Genomic DNA, 17,690 nt, shown 5'->3' with positions numbered 1-17,690 from the left:
GCCTCCGACGGGTGTTGCAGTGATTCTTCCCCGAGATATCCCCAATCCAGGCGAAGCCCGGCCAAACTGCATGCCAGTGGTCTTCTTGGCGTGCGCGTTACCAGTGGGTGTCTGGTCCTTCGCATGAACAAAGAGCTCATGACGGCCCAGGGGGGCGACAGTGACGGACAGGCCCTGCTGATCCGATGACCGCCCGCCTGGAAGACCTCAAACCCGACGCTCTCGTCCAAGGCCTAGTTGGCCGCGAGGCGGTGCGCATGGTCACGGCCCAGATGATGGGCGAGGCCTGTCAGGTCGTCTACCGGGACGGGCAGGGCAACCTCCACTCCCAGATCCTGTTCCGCGACAAGGAGGTGGATCTCGAGCTGGTCTCCAGCGGCCGCCGCTGGAGCTTTGAGGGCGACGGCGACAAGTTCCGTCTTGTGAGCGAGGCCGAGCGAATCCGGCTGGCCTATCTGTTTGACCCCTACCTGGCGGTGAGCAGCAGCACGATCGACCCACTGCCCCACCAGATCAGTGCGGTCTACGAGCACATGCTGCCCAGGCAGCCAATGCGTTATCTGCTGGCCGACGATCCCGGCGCAGGCAAGACGATCATGGCCGGCCTGCTGATCAAGGAGTTGCTGATTCGCGGCGAGCTGGAGCGCTGCCTGATCGTGGCGCCGGGCTCTCTCACCGAGCAGTGGCAGGACGAGCTCAAGGAGAAGTTCGAGCTGCAGTTCGAGCTACTCACCCGAGACCTGATCAACGCCACCGGGCTGGGCAACCCGTTCGAGCAGAGGCCGTTGCTGATCGCTCGGATGGACATGCTCGCCAGGGACGCAGAGCTGCAGGCCCGGCTTGAGCAGGCCCCCGAGTGGGATCTGGTGGTGTGCGACGAATCGCACCGCATGAGCGCCCACTACTTCGGCGCTGAGCTCAAGACCACCAAGCGCTATGCGATGGGCAGGCGGGTGGGCAACCATGCCCGCAACCTGCTGTTGATGACGGCCACACCGCACAACGGCAAGGAGGAGGACTTCCAGCTGTTCATGGCCCTGCTGGATGAGGACCGCTTTGCCGGTCAGGAGAAGGACGCCGTGCACCGCAGCGATCCCACGGATCTAATGCGGCGGCTGGTGAAGGAGGACCTCTACACCTTTGAAGGCAAGAAGCTGTTCCCCGAGCGACGCAGCTACACCGCCCAGTACGAGCTGAGCCCCAGTGAGAAGGTGCTCTACGAGCGCGTCACCGAATACGTGCGCGACGAGATGAACCGAGCCGACCGCAACGCCAACGCAGAAGGTGGCGGCAAACGGCGGGTGAACGTGGGCTTCGCGCTGATGACCCTGCAGCGGCGGCTGGCGAGCTCACCGTTTGCCATCCACCGCTCGATCGAGCGCAGGCATGAGCGCCTGGAGGCCCGGATGAAGGAGGAGCGCCTGCTGCTGCAGGGCCGGCAGGTGGGGGACCGACTGCAGCTCGATCGCAAGCTGGACGCGCTGGATCTCGACGACATCGAGAACCTCTACGAGGAGGACACCGCCGCCGAGATCGAGGAAACCGAGAACGCCTTCATCGACAACGCCACCTCGGCCCAGACCCTGGCGGAGCTGGAGTTCGAGATCCAGACCCTCAAGGAGCTGGAGGTGCTCAGCAAGAAGGTGGTGAACGCCGGCACCGATGCCAAGTGGCAGCAGCTCGATCGGATCCTCGATGACCCCTTGATGGTGGATGAGAACGGCGGGCGGCGAAAGCTGGTGCTGTTCACCGAGTTCAAGGACACGCTCACCGACCTGGCACGCAAGATCCGGAATCGCCTCGGCCGCGACGAAGCGGTGGTGGAGATCCATGGCGGGGTGCCGCGGGATCGCCGGCGGCAGGTGGTGCACGCCTTCATGAACGACCCCCAGGTGGTGGTGCTGCTCGCCAACGACGCCGCCGGGGAGGGCGTGAACCTGCAGCGGGCGCACCTGATGGTGAATTACGACCTGCCCTGGAACCCCAACCGGTTGGAGCAGCGCTTCGGGCGGATCCACCGGATCGGCCAGCAGGAGGTCTGCCACCTGTGGAACCTGCTGGCCCAGGACACCCGCGAAGGCGAGGTGTACATCCAGCTGCTGGAGAAGCTGGACAACGCCCGCAAGGCCCTGGGCGACAAGGTGTTCGACGTGCTCGGCCAACTGTTCACCGGCCGCTCCCTGCGGGAGCTGCTGATGGATGCAGTGCGCTACAACGCCGATCCGGCCGTCAAGGCGCGGATGCAGGAGATCGATGAGGCGGTGAACTCCGATCACCTGCTGGAGCTGCTGGAGCGCCGCGCCCTAGTGAAGCAGGGCATGGACACCAGCAAGGTACGGGATCTCAGGCAGCAGATGGAGCGGGCGATGGCGCGCCGCATCCACCCCCACTACGTCCACGACTTCTTCCTGGAGGCGTTCCGGCGGCTGGGCGGCAAGGCCTTCCCCCGAGAGCAGGGCCGCTACGAGATCACGCATGTGTCACCCCAGCTGCTCGATCGCGATCAGCAGATCGGTATGGGGGTGCCGGTGCAGCCGCGCTACGAGCGCATCTGCTTCGAGAAGGAGCACGTGGGCCAGAGCCCGAGAGCCGAGCTGGTGAGCCCGGGCCATCCCCTGCTGGAGGCCTGCATCTCTCTGATCTGGGAACGCCATGGCGAGGTGCTGGGCCAGGGGGCGGTGCTGATCGACGACAACGACCCGGGCGCTGATCCGCGGCTACTGGTCTGCCTCGAGCACGGGCTGCAGGACGGCCGCAGGAACCGTCAGGGGCAGCAGCAGTTGATCTCCAACCGGCTGCAGTTCCTGGAGATCTCTCGCTCCGGCGATGCCAAAACCGCCGGCTCAGCGCCCTATCTCGACTACCGGCCCCTGCGGGAGGGGGAGCGGGAGTTGATCCAGCCGTTGCTCGGGGATGGCTGGCTGAACCAGGACTGGGATCAGCTGGTGCTGGCCCACGCCATGCAGACCCTGGTGCCGGAGCACCTCGAAGAAATCAGGCGTGAGCGGCTGGGGCGAATCGAAAAGGCCCGCCAGGAGATCCAGGCCCGCATGCAGCGGCAGATCAACCATTGGAGCCGCCAGTACGAGGAGCTCAAGCACAAGGATTCCGCAGGCAAGAAAACCCGCCTGCCGGCCCAGGTGGCCAAGGACCGGGCGGAGCTGCTGGTGAACCGGCTGGGCAAACGCATGGAGGCCCTCGATGCGGAAGCTCAGATCAGCGCCCGGGTGCCGTTGATCAAGGGCGGTGCCTTGATCGTGCCGGCGGGCTTGCTGCGTCAGATCCGGGGAGAAACCCCCAATGCCAGTGTCGATGCCGAGGCCAAGAAGCGGGTGGAGCTGCTGGCGATGGAGGCCGTGTTCGCAGCGGAGCGTGCACTGGGACGTAGCCCGGTGGATCGGAGCGCCCAGCGCGGCATTGGCTACGACATCGAATCCTCTGACGCCAACGGCAACCTAGTCTTCATTGAAGTGAAAGGCCGGGTGGTGGGGGCCGACAGCGTGACCCTCACCTTCAACGAGCTCAAATGCAGTAACAATCAACGCGAACAATTCCGTGTTGCCATCTGCTCAGTTTCGGGTGAGCGAGCATCACCACCGGTGTATGTGAGCGGGATCAACTGGTGGCAACCAGGTGACATCAAGCAAAGCACCGTGACTTTCCCGCTCTCCGAGGTTCTTCAACACGCACAGGAACCACACTGACCGCATGAACAGCAACCACCCCGTCAAACGCCGAAAGAAGCTGATCGAAGTAGCCATTCCACTGGAGGCGATCAACGCGGCCTCGGCGCGGGAGAAGAGCATCCGCCATGGACACCCGAGCACCTTGCACCTGTGGTGGGCGCGCCGGCCGCTGGCAGCGGCGCGGGCGGTGATCTTCTGCCAGCTGGTGGACGACCCATCGGCGGTACCGGAGGAGTTCCCCACCGAAGAGGCCCAGGAGCACGAGCGGCTGCGGTTGTTCGCCCTGATCAGTGAGCTGGTGACCTGGGAGAACACCACCAATGAAGTAGTGCTGCAGCGAGCCCGCGCCGAGATCCACCGCAGCTGGCGACGGGCCTGCGCCGACAATGCCGATCACCCCGAGGCCGGAGAACTCTTCAATCCCGAGAAGCTGCCGGGCTTCCACGATCCCTTCGCCGGTGGTGGGGCCCTTCCCCTGGAGGCGCAGCGTTTGGGGCTGGAGAGCTACGCCAGTGATCTGAACCCGGTGGCGGTGCTGATCAACAAAGCGATGATCGAGATCCCGCCGAAGTTCGCTGGCATGCCGCCGGTGAATCCGGACAGCCTGCGCGATCTTGATGTGCGGCAGTGGAAAGGCGCCCAAGGGCTGGCAGACGACGTGCGCTACTACGGCCAGTGGATCCGCGACGAGGCCGAGAAGCGCATCGGCCATCTCTACCCGAAGGTGGAGGTGACTGCCGAAATGTCAAAGGAGCGGCCCGATCTGAACCCGTATGTGGGAAAGAAACTCACCGTGATCGCTTGGCTTTGGGCCCGCACGGTGAAGAGCCCGAACCCGGCTTTTGCGCAGGTGGACGTGCCCTTGGTCTCCACGTTCATGCTTGCCACCAAGATTGGCAAGGAGGCCTATGTGGATCCAGTGGTAGAGGACGGTGGATATCGCTTCACTGTAAAGGTGGGTAGGCCGAAGGATATTGAAGCAGCCAAGAACGGCACCAAGTTGTCACGCGGGGCAAACTTCCAGTGCCTGATGTCGACCACTCCGATCTCAGGTGACTACATCAAGGCCGAGGGCGTCGCCGGGCGAATGGGGGCACGGATGATGGCAATTGTGGCTGAAGGCAATCGAGGCCGTGTCTACTTGGCACCAACGCCAGAAATTGAAGCCCTCTCGATGTCTGCGGAGCCGAGCTGGAAGCCAGATGTCACGATCTCGGGAAGCACGCAATACCTCGGTGTGAAGCCCTACGGCATGCACCGATTTGATCAGCTGTTCACAGATCGCCAACTCGTGCTCCTCACCACCTTATCGAACTTGGTTCAGGAAGCACGGGAGAGGGTGCATTCAGATGCACTTTCTGCAGGGCGCGTGGATCTGGCAATGCCTCTGCATGAAGGAGGTATTGGAGCGGCTGCTTATGGAGATGCTGTGGCGACTGGCCTTGCATTCGCAATAAGCAGATCAGCGGATCGCGGATCCACGATCTGCTCATGGGACAGCAGTCCCAAGATGGAAGCCTTGAGAAATACTTTCGGCCGACAAGCGATACCTATGACTTGGGACTTTGCCGAGGGCAATCCTTTTTCAGAGTCGAGTGGAAACTGGATGAACAACGTGGAGTGGTGCGCAAAAGCCATTTGCATGGTTCCAGCCAACTCACCCGGATACGCAGATCAGGCCGACGCTTCTTCGCAAAAAGCAACCATTGGAAAGCTCGTCTCCACTGATCCTCCCTATTACGACAATGTTCCTTATGCTGATCTTTCCGACTTTTTCTATGTCTGGTTGCGTCGATCCCTGAAGCCTGTCTTTCCAGCCTTATTCGGCACAGTGGCGGTTCCAAAGGCCGATGAGCTGGTTGCATTCGCCTATCGACATGATGGCAAAGCAGGGGCGGAATCTTTCTTCCTTGACGGCATGACCCAGGCGATGAAGAGAATCGTTGAGCAGTCACACCCAGCTTTTCCTGCAACCATCTATTACGCCTTCAAGCAGGCAGAAACCAACTCCACTTCTGGCACGGCCAGCACTGGCTGGGAAACCTTTCTGGCTGCAGTTATCCAGGCCGGATTCGAACTGCATGGCACCTGGCCCATGCGCACCGAATTGGCTAATCGTATGCGGGGGATGGCTGCGAATGCTCTTGCTTCAAGCGTCGTGCTCGTCTGTCAGCGACGACCGGATTCGGCACAATCACAGACCCGAACCGACTTCCGCCGCCAGCTGCGTCTGGAGTTGCCCCAGGCTCTCAAGGAGCTGGAACGAGCCAACATCGCCCCCGTAGATGTGGCCCAAGCGGCCATTGGCCCTGGCATGGCCATCTACAGCGGTGCCCGAGCCGTACTCAACCCCGATGACAGCCCGATGAGCGTGCGGGAAGCCCTGATCGAGATCAACGCCGCCCTCGATGATTACCTCTCCCAGGATGAGGGTGACCTCGATGCAGATAGCCGTTTTGCCCTCACCTTCTTCGAAAGCTTCGGCTACAAAGAGCGCGACTTTGGCGACGCAGAAGGCCTGGCCAAGGCCCGTAATCTGTCGGTGGATGGTGTGGCCAGGGCCGGCATCCTGCGCTCCGTGGCCGGCAAGGTGCAGCTGCTTCAGCGCTCAGACTTACCAGAGGATTGGGATCCCGCCAAAGACAAGCGCCTCTGCGTCTGGGAAGCCACCCAGCAGCTGATCAAGCGCCTGGAAACGGGTGAGAAGGCCGCGGCAGCACTGTTGGCGCAACTGAAAGAGATCCCCGGCCACGGAGATCTGCCGGCCAACTGCCGGGCCTTGTCCTATCGCCTCTATAACCACTGCGAGAAGACCAAGCAGGCAGAGGAAGCCCGTGCCTACAACGGCCTCGTGATCGCCTGGCCCGAACTCGAAAAGCTGGCGGCCGTCGCTGCCAGTCCCGTTCAGCCCTCCCTGCTGTAATCCCCACCCAGTCCCATGGCCCTCTCCAACAGTGAGCGCGTCGGCAAGGCGCTGAACGAAGTCCGCGATGGGCTGCTCCCCTACATCAGCCGTGAGCTCTACGACAAGCTCGGTCCCAGCTGGCAGGAACGACTGGATCCAAAGGCAAACCTGCAAGACCTCACAGTCCTGCTGGGCCTGTTCATGGAGCATTGGGGAGGGGTGTTCAAGCAGCTGCTCAGCCAGGAAGATCGGGCCTATGTGAGTGAGCTCAAGGTGGCCCGCAACAAGTGGGCCCATTCCGAGCCCATCACCTCCGACGACACCGACCGCTACCTCGACACCGCCGTTCGCCTCTGCCGCAGCATCAACGCTGTGCCCCAGGCGGAAGCCATCCGCGACCTGCGCTCCGAGCTCCAGCAGGTGGTGTTCACGGAGCGAGCCCGCAACAAGGTCCGCTACAAGACCACCACCGAAAATCAGGTCAAAGCAGGCCTGGTGCCCTGGCGGGATGTGATCACCCCGCACCCCGATGTGATCACCGGTCGCTACCAGCAGGCCGAGTTCGCCGCCGACCTCGACCAGGTGCGCCAGGGCAAGGGGAGTTCGGAATACACCGATCCGGCGGAGTTCTTCCGCCGCACCTACATCACCGGTGGCCTCAAGGATCTGCTGCGCATCGCCCTGCGGCGCCTCAATGGGCAGGACGCAGACCCGGTCATCGAGCTGCAGACCAACTTCGGGGGCGGCAAGACCCACTCGATGCTGGCGCTCTATCACCTCTGCTCCGGCACCCCCCTCAACCTCCTCTCCGGCCTCGAAGAGGTCTGCGCCGAAGTGGGCATCAACTCCGTCCCCAAGGCCAACACGGCCGTGCTGGTGGGCACCGCTTTCAGTGCAGCAGAACCCACTACCAAGGCTGACGGCACCGTGGTGAACACCCTCTGGGGTGAGCTGGCCTACCAGCTGGGTGGCCCAGCGGGCTACGGGATCGTGGCCAACAGTGACCGTGAGCGCATCTCCCCCGGTGCGCGCGACCTCGCCGAACTGTTCCGCCAGAGCGCCCCCTGCCTGGTGCTGATCGACGAGTGGGTGGCCTACGCCCGCAACCTGTTCGGCAAGGCCGACCTGCCTGCCGGCACCTACGACTCCCAGATCTCCTTCGCGCAGGCGCTTACAGAGGCAGCCAAGCAGGTGCCCAATGCCCTGCTGCTGATCTCCGTTCCCCAGAGCACCAACGAGATCGGGGGATCCAATGGCGAGAAGGCGCTGGAGGGTCTGCGCAATGTGCTGCAACGCGTTGCGACGGAATGGCGACCTGCCAATCCAAACGAAGGCTTCGAAATCGTGCGCCGGCGCCTGTTTGAGCCGATTCCCAACGATCAGGCTGGGGCCCACCGCGATGCCGTGGTGCGCTCCTTTAAGGAGATGTACGCGCTCAACAAGAACGAGTTCCCCGCCGAAACCCGCGAGGCGGACTACGGCGACAAGTTGACGGCCTCCTACCCCATCCACCCCGAGCTGTTCCAGCGCCTCTACGACGACTGGAGCACCTTGCCCAACTTCCAGCGCACCCGCGGCGTGCTACGCCTGCTCGCCAAGACCATCGAAGATCTCTGGGAATCCGGCAGCAAGGACGTGATGATCATGCCCTCCTCAATGCCGCTGGATGACAACAAGGTCAAGAACGAGCTGCTGCGCTATCTGCCCAACGAGTGGGAGCCGATCATTTCCCAGGACGTCGACGGCGAAGGCTCGATTCCTGTTCGCATCGACGCCAACAACATCAACCTCGGCCGCCTCAGCGCCTGTAAGCGCGTAGCCCGCAGCATCTACATGGGCACTGCCCCGGGCTCCGGTACGGCCAAGCCCGGCATCGGTGACCAGCGCATCAAGCTCGCCTGCGCCATGCCCGGCGAAGCCCCGGCGGTGTTTGGCGACGCCCTCAGGCGGCTCGGTGATCAAGCCCGCTTCCTCAACCAGGACGGCGATCGCTACTGGCTCGACACCAAGCCCAACCTCAACCGCACCGCCGACGAGCACAAGCAGAGCTACCTCAACGACCGCGCCAGCCTGCTGGTGGAGCTGAACCAGAAGCTCGACCGCGAAGGCAAGACCCGCGGTGCATTCGCAGGGCTGCACCTCACTCCGCCCAATGGCGCGGCCGTGCCCGATGAACCGGCCACCCGCCTGGTGGTGGTGCCTTCCCAGTACCCCCACAAAAAGGGTGGAGAAAGTGCTGCCCTCACCTGGGCCCAGGAGGTGCTCGCCTCACGCGGCTCCAGTCCGCGCCAGTACGCCAACACCCTGGTGTTCCTCGCGGCCGACGAGCGAGCCCTGGATGATCTGGTAGATGCTTTCGCCTCCCAGAAGGCCTGGCAGCGCATCTCTGACAACCGCGAGGAGCTCGATCTCACCCTCAGCCAGGTGAACCTGGCCGCCAAGCGCATCAAGGACGCCACCGATGCGATCGACGTCCGCATCCCGGAGACCTGGTGTCATCTGCTGCTACCCCACCAGGCCCAGCCCGGCAACCAGGGGCCGTTGTGGGATGAGTTTCGTCTCACCGGCGGGGAACCGCGCCTCGCTGATCGGGTCTCGAAAAAATGCAAGGAAGAGGAGGCCCTCTACGTGGAGATCGGTGCCAGCCGCATCCGCCGCAACCTCGACAACTTCCTCTGGCCTAACCGTGATTCGATCAGCGTGCAGGAGCTGGTGACTTGGTGCCACAAGTACCTCTACCTGCCCCGGCTGAGCAGCGATGCCGTGATCCTCAATGGCCTCACCAATCCCCAGGCCTCCCTGCAGGGCGATGCCACCTTCCATCTGGCCGAAGGCTTCGACGAGGCCAGCGGCCGCTACTTCGGCCTCAAGCCCCAGGGGCAGATCCAGAGCGCCGCCACCATGCGGATGCTGATCGTCAAAGACGAGGTGGCCCTGAAGCAGCTCGCAGAAGAGTCTTCTGCAGCGACCTCCATCTCACCAACGCAAGTGGGCGGGGTGGCCCCTCCCGCACCAAGCACCACCACCCTGCCGCCGGAGAGTCGCGGCACCGGCGCCGGAGCTGGCCGCGCCATCTCAGCACCAACGCCGGTCACACCCCAGCTGCGCACCACCTTCACCGGCTCCCTCAAGCTCGATCCGGTACGGGCCGGGCTGCAGATGGGGCAGTTCCTGGAGGAGGTGATGAGTCACCTGCAGGCCCTGCCAGGCGCTGAGGTGAACCTGTCAGTGGAGGTGCACGTCAAAGCCCCCAACGGAATCGACGACCAAACCGCGCGCATCGTGCTGGAGAACGCCGCGGCATTGAAGCTGGATAACCCGCAGATCTACTGAAAATCAAACGATTCAGCACCGGAAGGATGAACCATGCAGCCGAACGCCACCACCCTCCTCACCAGAGAACAACGGAAGAGCAAGAAATACATGAGATTGGCGGCGGATTGCTCAGAAGAAGAGCCGCATTGCCTGTTCTCGTCTCCCAGAGAATCTGGCATTCGGCCCTGCCACCAGAGCCGGCTTGATTCCATCAACGAGAGCGGAAGAGGTCGCGCCGGCTTGCTAGGGGGTTCGTGGATATGTTCATGGTCGCCTGCCGAACCAGATGGATGCGATACGATCCATTGGCAATAGATTCAAGTCTGCACCACACCAACCACAGGAGCAAACCAGCCATGACCCAGCCTCCAGCCCATCCACTGCTTACCTATCCAGAACCAGAGAGGGTTGCCTATCTTTCGCTAATTGCAGAGCTCTGCAACATAGACAACAAATTCGATGACGAAGAGAAAAAGCATCTGGATGCTCAACTCAATGCTTTCGAGATCTCAAACGAAGGCAAGGCCAAGATTTATGCAGCCGTCTTTGATCTTAAAGAAGAGCGCAGAAAGGAGGTGCTGGCAACTCTCCATGCGCTAGGGAACAGCGATTTGCGCTTTACCCTCATTGCCGATCTCTTCCTTTTGGCGCTTAGCAATGGATACATCTCTGCTGAGGAATTGGATTACGTCCAAGAGATAGGCGATCAACTGGGAATCACCAAGGACCAGGTCATGGCCATCAAGGATGTTCAGTTCCACTTGTGGCAGCTCAAGTCGACTCCTTCCAATACAGAGGCCTTCAAGGCCATGCTCAAAGAATGCGCAGGCAACCTTGCGGCGGCAGGAGTACCCGTCGTCGCGATCGCTGGATCTGGAAGTGTATTTGGCTTGAGCGCTGCTGGTATCACCTCTGGCTTGGCAGCCCTTGGTGGGCTAATCGGTGGTGGGATGCTTGCAGGGACGGTTCTTGTCGTTCCCGTCATTGCGGTGGGTTCAGCCTGGGGAGTCAAGAAACTTGTCGACCTCGTTGTCGACAAGAAATAAGACCAATTCGTTAAGCCCTCCGCTCAATCGCCATGCAACGCCAGCCTGAAGATTTGCCGATTAACTCTCCAGCCTCACTCGATCCAGCCTTGACGATTGTCAAAGGCATTGTCGATAACCTGCCTGAGATCCTGTCGTCGTTCAAAGAGATCTACGCGATTCGAGCGAAAGAAAGTGCCTTTAAATCGGCGCTAGAGGCGCGCTGTGCCGATATGCGAATCAACAGCCAAAACTTCACAGTATTAGTCCAGAATCTCACTGAGCTATCCAAGAGCGGCTCGGCCGACGAGGAAACGAAGACCATGTACAGAGAATTGATTCGCTCCTTGTTTGAGCTGTTCACAGCGCGAGCCAAGGAGTCAGATACGTTTTCTAGATTTCTAAACGACTAGACAGCGATGTGGGGAATCAACCCGATAACTGTTGGGAAGATCATAGGCGGAGTCAGCCTCACGAGTGCACTACTTGGAAGGAACGGCTCTGTGAAGCTGCTTTCCCAGAAGTTTAAGCTCTATGTGGCCGCGCAAAATGCTGAGGCTGCCAAATCAATGGCTCGAGCCATCGCGAGTCAAGATCGTACGCTTTACGAGAAGCTCAAACGAGAGCTGGCGGATGAACTCGATCCGCAGCACTATGAAGCCATTTTTGGAGATTAGATGATTCCCCCACTTATCAAGTAGAGGCTTGATCGTCTTTTCTGACTCCATTGCCATAGCAACCGACCTCTCATTGCTTTCCAGATATCCATGGCATTGTCACGGAAGAAGCCAGCGGGGTATCCAGAGCTCAGCTTCTTGTCATTCGATATCTTGGAGCTGTTGGCAGGGATCCAGCATGAGATGGGGCTAGAGAAAGCAAGCCCCGTCACGCTCAGTCTTCAAACCATCGAGATGCTTGCCTGCATCTGCTGGCAAAGCGGAGAGCCCGGTGGAGAAATCTTCTTCCACTCGCTCTTCAATCGGCCTGACGTGCCGCGACCAGTGATTGAGCATGTGTTGCGCCATGAATTGCTTCACCTCAAGATCCCTCCCCGTGAGATCAATGGCAAGTTGGTCGGTCACCCACCAGAGTTCTGGGAGGAAGAAACTATCTTGGTTCCCTGGAAGGCGGCGTCATGGACGTGGATGTATCTCGCCTTTGGAAGCGCCCTCAAGCGAGACATTCCAAAAGAGTGCATCTGGGTCAAGAAGTCTTGGAAGAAACTCCAAAAACACCCTTACCCAAGCTGGGAGATGGTCCTCGATGACCTCAGTAGATTTGCAGAAAAGCAGAAAGAAATCAAGGAGTTGATGGAAGGCCTTTGATGCGCCTCGCTCAAGTGCCACTTGCCATCGACTGGGTGCTACTTGCCTGCTCCATCGGGACAGCCACTTTCGTCCCTTTGCGTACATTATCGCTGCCGCTGATCACTTGAAGATTATCGGGGTGGTGCCAGCCACCCTTTGAAAGGGGAATGATGTGATCCACGTGGTATTGAATGAAACCCGCCATTTGGTTCAGCTTGTCCCGTTGGTCGTAAATCTGCTTGATGAGCTCTGCATCTTCAGCGCTTAGATCTGGCGTCAGGTCGCGCAGGCGCTGCTTTCTTCTGTGCAGATACAAGGCTGTTTGATGTCTGTTGGCTTCGTAAACATCTTCTGGTGGCGGACAGGTCATCGCTTCCATATCAAGTGGTGGTCGCTCCAGCAACCAAAGCTCCTGGCGTAGCTGCTTGGAGCACCACTGGTGGTAGCGAGTGTCGCCTTGGAGATCGATGACATCGCGAAACCGGCTGACGACATAAATGAAGTCGTCCCCAAGGGTTTCGCCTGTCCACTGCGTCCAGCACCTTGCCAGAAAGCGCTCTCTCGCGCGTACCCAGATGAACAGAGTCTGCAGCTCCAGTGCTTCCTCTCCTTTTGCGGGTCTACGCCTCGCATAGGTGCGGTCGCCTTCCCTGGTGATCAGCCCTCGATCATTCGACTGGATCACGCGAAACTTCATCCCCATTGAGGCGCGATCCGCCGGCCAAGCCTCACCCCAGCCTATGGGGTATGGCACTGATCAGCTGAAAAGGCGGGCCTAAGAGCCCTCAGCTGGAGTGACCGCACAAGGGCTGGCGCAAGCCCGGCCGATGCAGGAGTTGGACACCTGGGGGCATTGGTATCTGTGAGCGCTGCTGCCAGCCCCTGCCGCTGGCCGCTCTGGCGCTTGCGGTCCTGCGCTATCGACCCGTGTCTGTTGCTTTCCCATCCCAGTCCACCATGATTTCCCCCGATGAAAGGCTGGTGGCTTCCCTGATCACCCTCCTGGAGACCGGCACCACCCCCTGGAGGAGGGAATGGGATCCCGCCGCTGGCGGCCACCACGTAAATCTGCTCTCAGGCCGACGCTATCGAGGCGCCAATCCGGCACTCCTCACCCTGGGTCTGCATCAGCGGGGATCCTCGCTGCCCTACTGGTGCGGCTTTGCCGAGGCCAAGGCGCTGGGGATCTTTCCCCGCAAGGGCAGCAAGGCGGTGCATGTGCTGCGGCCCCAGGTGCATCAGCGGGGTGCTGGCTCGGTGGCCCAAGCTGCTCCAGCCGATTCAGCCGGCCGCCGCTGGGTGAGCTATCGGCCGGTGGCCGTATTCAATGCCGCCGATCTGGAAGGCGAGGCACTGGAGGTGCTGCTCCAGAAGCGCCGGCAGGCCGAGGGGTTGATTCAGCGGTCCGAGCCCGAGCGGCTGGCGGCGGCTGAGGCCGTCCTCAGTTCCTGGCCGGTGCCGGTGCGCCATGGCGGTGATCTGGCCTGCTACCTGCCCGGTCCGGATCGCATCCACCTCCCTGATCGCGCTGCTTTCCACTCCGCCTCTGCCCTCTACGCCACCTGGGCCCATGAGGCGATCCACTCCACCGGCCACAGCTCCCGGCTGTCCAGGGATCTTTCCGGCGGTATGGGCGCAGAGGGTGATGGCGGCAAGGCCTATGCCCGTGAGGAGCTCGTCGCCGAACTTGGGGCGGTGCTGCTGGGTGATCGGCTCGAGATCGGCAGCGCCATGGCCAATCACGCCGCCTATCTCGGCCATTGGGTCGAGCTGCTGCGCGAATCGCCGCGGGTGCTGCTGCAGGTGCTCAGCGATGCCCGCCGAGCCTCCGATCTGATCTGCCCCGAGGGGGCAGAAGCGCTCGGGAGCCAGGGCGGATGTGGAGGGCAGGCCCAATGAACCCTGCCGGTCCGTGATGCCTTGGTGTTGAAGCACCCTCTCGCCGCAGCGCGATGCCACCGCCTCCGCCGCCGCCCGACCCCAGTGCTCGCTGGGAGAACGCGAAGATTGGTTGCGAGTACTCAGCGAGGTCCTCCACAGCTCCCTTGTGGCTGAGGGCTGCTGGCGATGAGCAGCGCTACGAGTGAGAGGTCATGCCCATCGGGGGCATCGCTTCTGACGCCATCGTTTGCCACACTGCGTCCATTCATCGCCACACCGCGCCCCCTTCTCCGTGGCCAGTGCCGACCAGGTCAAAGCGCTGATCCGGAGTCACGCCGATGGTGATGACTCCCGGTTTTATGCGATCGCCATCCAGGTCGCAGCTCAGGCTGCTCGCAGTGGCCATGGCAAGTTCTCCCAAGAGCTTCGCGAGCTGGTTGACCAGGTGAAGGAACGGGCGAAGGCCTTCGAACCGGCGCGTGGTCCCAAGCCAGTCCCTCTCGCTCAACCCCGCGGCGAGCTGTCTGGGCTCCTCACGGCCTGCTACCCAAAAACGCTCCTGGCCGACATGGCCCTTCCTGATTTGCTCCTCTCCCGTCTTGAGCGGGTGCTCACGGAGCAGCGGGAGCGCGGCCGTCTTCACGAGCACGGGTTCTCGCCGATACGAAAGCTCCTCCTGGTGGGACCTCCAGGTACCGGCAAGACGATGACCGCGGCAGCGCTTGCAGGTGAGCTGGGTCTGCCCCTGTTCAGCATCCAGCTCGACGGCCTCATCACGAAGTACATGGGCGAGACCGCAGCCAAGCTCCGGCTCGTTTTCGACGCGATCCAGTCCACGCGCGGGGTCTACCTGTTCGATGAGTTTGACGCGCTCGGAGTCGAGCGCAGCTCCAAGAACGACGTCGGCGAGATTCGCCGCGTGCTCAATTCATTCCTGCAATTCCTTGAGCAGGACGACTCGGACAGCATCGTGCTCGGTGCGACGAACCATGTTGGTCTGCTTGACCGGGCGCTCTTTCGCCGTTTCGACGCCGTCCTGGAGTACTCGATTCCAACGGAAGAAATCGCGACCCGCGTGATGCGCAGGAGACTGGCGCTCCTTGACACGAGGAACATCAAGTGGAGTGCAGCGGCTAAAGCGGCAGAAGGCCTCAGTCATGCAGAGATCGCCATGGCGTGCGAACAGGCTGCAAAGAATGCGATCCTCGATCACACCACTGCGGTGCATGATGATGAGCTTGAATCAGCGCTTGCTGAACGACGCAGCATGCACGCATAACAGGCGCAGACCGAACTGACTCGTGGCTGCTCCTCGCAATAAACAGCACATATTCGTTCCTGAGCCACCAACGGCAGAGGGGTACGAGCCCCACGGCCGGAAGGTCGACGTCACGAAGCCCGAACCGCCGGCGAATCGGAGGCAACATGGCACGGCGCTACAGCGTGCCCTTAAAGCGGCGGCGGCTGAAGCTAACGAGCGCCGTGAAAGCGCTGGTATAGAGGTCCACGGCGCCATGCCTGGGCTCTACGTGCAGTTCGAGAGCCAACCCGGAGTGCCGCTCAAGGTGACCTCGCTTGAGGACTCGCGGCAAGGCATTGAGGTCGTCGCCGTCAGCCACTCCAAGACCGAGGAGGCCGAGCCACGCCGCATCGAGCGCGCGACGGTGTTTGTGCCCGACGGCAAGGTGAAGCACTTCCTCAAGCGCTTCGAGAGCTACTCGAAGCCGGCGCGGAAGAAGAAAGGCGAGCGCCGCCACGAAGACATGATCGATCCCATCTCGACGCTTCGGCTCGCGACCCTGCGTTGCCTGTGGACCGACACCTCCGAGACCTACCCCGAGGAGAACGAGACGATCTGGTGGGAGGTCTGGCTCCGTCGCCAGGATGGCAACGAACTCGAACGCCTGATGGAGTTCGCGGCTGCGCAAGAGATCGTCGTCGCGGCACGTCGTCTCATGTTCGACGATCGCATCGTCACCCTCGTGCGCAGCACGCCCGCGCAGCTTGCCGCGTCGATCGATGTGCTCAACGACGTGGCCGAGGTCCGAAAGGCTAAGGAGACCGCCACGGTCTTCGTCGACATGGGTCCTGAGGACCAGGGGGAGTGGGCTCTAGAACTGCGTGAACGCATCTCACCGCCATCAGCAGATGCACCAGCCGTCTGCATACTCGACACCGGGGTTACGAGCGGCCACCCGCTGCTGGAGGCCTCCCTCGACTCCGCCGACTGCCATACCTGCGAGCCTGCATGGGGCACGCATGACCACCACGGACACGGCACAGAGATGGCCGGCCTTGCGCTCTTCGGCGACCTTGTGCCAGTCCTCGCAAGTGCAGAGCGCGTCGTGCTTCGGCACCGTCTTGAGTCGGTGAAGATCCTGCCTCCCGATGGACAGCCAGAGAACCCGCCTGACCTTTACGGTGCGGTCACGGCGGAAGCGGCAAGCCGCGCAGAGATTCAAGCCCCGGAGCGTCGTCGTACGTTCTCCATGTCCATCGCTGCGACCGACGAGCGCGATCGAGGCCAGCCCACCTCCTGGTCTGCGGCGATTGACGCACTCGCCGCTGGCCGCTCGTTCGATCCGAGCACGCAGGGGCTCAACTACCTCGATGACGGTGACAACCCCGCGCAACGCCTCTTCGTGCTCTGCGCCGGCAACATCGACCAGACCGCGCTCTCCGTCGACCACCTCGATCGCAGCGACATCGATCCCATCCACGACCCTGGGCAAGCGTGGAACGCCCTCACGGTCGGGGCTATGACAGAAAAGTCCGTGATCAGCGACCCGGCTTGGGCAAGCTGGCAGCCGGTCGCGCGACCAGGTGAGCTGTCGCCGTGGAGCACCACTGGCGTGACCTTTGCGGAGGCTTGGCCCATCAAGCCCGACGTTGTTTTCGAGGGCGGAAACGTCGTGATGAACCCCATGGGCGGGGTCGACTTCCCCTGCACAGATCTTTCCCTGCTCACGACAAACTTCAAGCCCTCTGAGAAGTTCTTCGTGTCAAGTTGGGCAACGAGCGCGGCGACTGCGCAGGCCGCGCGCCTCGCAGCCCTCATCTCGGCCGACTACCCGAGCTATTGGCCCGAGACGCTGCGCGCTCTTGTGGTGCACTCGGCGGAATGGTCATCACAGATGCAGACCCACCTGCGCGGGGCGAGCGGCAAGCGTGCCCGGGCGAAACTCGTTCAGCGCTACGGCTTCGGTGTGCCCAACGCCGAACGCGCCCTGCGAAGTGCAAACGATGCGCTCACCCTCGTTGCGCAGAGCAGGATCCGACCGTTCATCAAGGGCAAGATGGGTGAGCTGCACTTCTTCGACCTGCCCTGGCCTCGCGACGTGCTCGCGGAACTCGGAGCCTCGCCGGTGCGCCTGCGCATCACGCTCTCGTACTTCATCGAGCCAAACCCGGGCCGGCGCGGATGGAAACACCGCCATCGCTACGCCTCGCATGGTTTGCGTTTCGAAGTGAAGGGACCGACAGAATCGCCAGAGGAGTTCCGCAAGCGCCTCAACAAACAAGCCCTAGAAGAGGACGAGGCCAAGCCCTCTAAGGGCGGCGACTCGTCGGA

At 61.8% G+C, this 17,690-nt stretch carries 10 protein-coding genes and 1 pseudogene; 10 read left to right on the top strand and 1 reads right to left on the bottom strand.

Annotation, left to right across the window (positions count from 1 at the left end; translation table 11 throughout):
• Positions 1-185: 185 nt before the first annotated feature.
• The 7 genes from KUG39_RS15785 (at position 186) to KUG39_RS15755 (ending at position 12,256) form a co-directional block, all read left to right on the top strand.
• Positions 186-3,704: a helicase-related protein gene (locus KUG39_RS15785; protein ID WP_216916466.1), complete on the top strand. Its 3,519-nt coding sequence runs from the start codon at positions 186-188 to the stop codon at positions 3,702-3,704.
• A 4-nt stretch (positions 3,705-3,708) separates the two neighbouring features.
• The gene (locus KUG39_RS15780) at positions 3,709-6,609 is read left to right on the top strand and encodes a DUF1156 domain-containing protein (RefSeq protein WP_216916463.1); all 2,901 of its coding nucleotides are present in this window, start codon (positions 3,709-3,711) and stop codon (positions 6,607-6,609) included.
• A 15-nt stretch (positions 6,610-6,624) separates the two neighbouring features.
• Entirely contained in the window at positions 6,625-9,924 is a 3,300-nt protein-coding gene (locus KUG39_RS15775; protein WP_216916461.1) for a DUF499 family protein, read from the top strand.
• Positions 9,925-10,196: 272 nt separating this feature from the next.
• Positions 10,197-10,952: a TerB family tellurite resistance protein gene (locus tag KUG39_RS15770; RefSeq protein ID WP_216916459.1), complete on the top strand. Its 756-nt coding sequence runs from the start codon at positions 10,197-10,199 to the stop codon at positions 10,950-10,952.
• A 32-nt stretch (positions 10,953-10,984) separates the two neighbouring features.
• Entirely contained in the window at positions 10,985-11,344 is a 360-nt protein-coding gene (locus KUG39_RS15765) for a hypothetical protein (RefSeq protein ID WP_216916457.1), read from the top strand.
• Between the two features lie 90 nt (positions 11,345-11,434).
• Positions 11,435-11,608: a hypothetical protein gene (locus KUG39_RS15760; RefSeq protein ID WP_216916455.1), complete on the top strand. Its 174-nt coding sequence runs from the start codon at positions 11,435-11,437 to the stop codon at positions 11,606-11,608.
• 138 nt (positions 11,609-11,746) lie between these two features.
• Positions 11,747-12,256, top strand: a complete 510-nt coding sequence (locus KUG39_RS15755) for a hypothetical protein (RefSeq protein WP_216916453.1) — start codon at positions 11,747-11,749, stop codon at positions 12,254-12,256.
• A 10-nt stretch (positions 12,257-12,266) separates the two neighbouring features.
• Here KUG39_RS15755 and KUG39_RS15750 read toward each other — a convergent pair whose 3' ends face one another.
• Positions 12,267-12,935 carry an HNH endonuclease signature motif containing protein gene (locus KUG39_RS15750; RefSeq protein WP_216916451.1) on the bottom strand — a complete coding sequence of 223 codons (669 nt, stop codon included), beginning with the start codon at positions 12,933-12,935 and terminating at the stop codon, positions 12,267-12,269.
• A gap of 284 nt (positions 12,936-13,219) precedes the next feature.
• Between KUG39_RS15750 and KUG39_RS15745 the strand changes: the two genes are divergently transcribed.
• From KUG39_RS15745 to KUG39_RS17635, 3 genes and pseudogenes are all read left to right on the top strand, one after another.
• On the top strand, positions 13,220-14,137 hold the full coding sequence (locus KUG39_RS15745) for an ArdC family protein (RefSeq protein WP_216916449.1): 918 nt from the start codon (positions 13,220-13,222) through the stop codon (positions 14,135-14,137).
• Between the two features lie 274 nt (positions 14,138-14,411).
• Positions 14,412-15,398 carry an AAA family ATPase gene (locus KUG39_RS15740; protein ID WP_216916448.1) on the top strand — a complete coding sequence of 329 codons (987 nt, stop codon included), beginning with the start codon at positions 14,412-14,414 and terminating at the stop codon, positions 15,396-15,398.
• Positions 15,399-15,420: 22 nt separating this feature from the next.
• A pseudogene (locus KUG39_RS17635) lies at positions 15,421-17,313 on the top strand (S8 family peptidase); the annotation flags it as partial.
• Positions 17,314-17,690: the final 377 nt, after the last annotated feature.

The sequence above is a fragment of the Synechococcus sp. CCAP 1479/10 genome (genome assembly GCF_019038515.1).
Taxonomy (GTDB): domain Bacteria; phylum Cyanobacteriota; class Cyanobacteriia; order PCC-6307; family Cyanobiaceae; genus Cyanobium.
Note: the sequence above shows the minus strand (reverse complement) of the source record. Positions and strands in the feature narration are given on the sequence as shown.

What these genes read in the sequence shown, in the direction of transcription:
- KUG39_RS15785 (WP_216916466.1), top strand. Translation starts at nt 186, where the DNA reads ATGACCGCCCGCCTGGAAGACCTCAAACCCGACGCTCTCGTCCAAGGC.
- KUG39_RS15780 (WP_216916463.1), top strand. Translation starts at nt 3,709, where the DNA reads ATGAACAGCAACCACCCCGTCAAACGCCGAAAGAAGCTGATCGAAGTA.
- KUG39_RS15775 (WP_216916461.1), top strand. Translation starts at nt 6,625, where the DNA reads ATGGCCCTCTCCAACAGTGAGCGCGTCGGCAAGGCGCTGAACGAAGTC.
- KUG39_RS15770 (WP_216916459.1), top strand. Translation starts at nt 10,197, where the DNA reads ATGCGATACGATCCATTGGCAATAGATTCAAGTCTGCACCACACCAAC.
- KUG39_RS15765 (WP_216916457.1), top strand. Translation starts at nt 10,985, where the DNA reads ATGCAACGCCAGCCTGAAGATTTGCCGATTAACTCTCCAGCCTCACTC.
- KUG39_RS15750 (WP_216916451.1), bottom strand. Translation starts at nt 12,935, where the DNA reads ATGAAGTTTCGCGTGATCCAGTCGAATGATCGAGGGCTGATCACCAGG.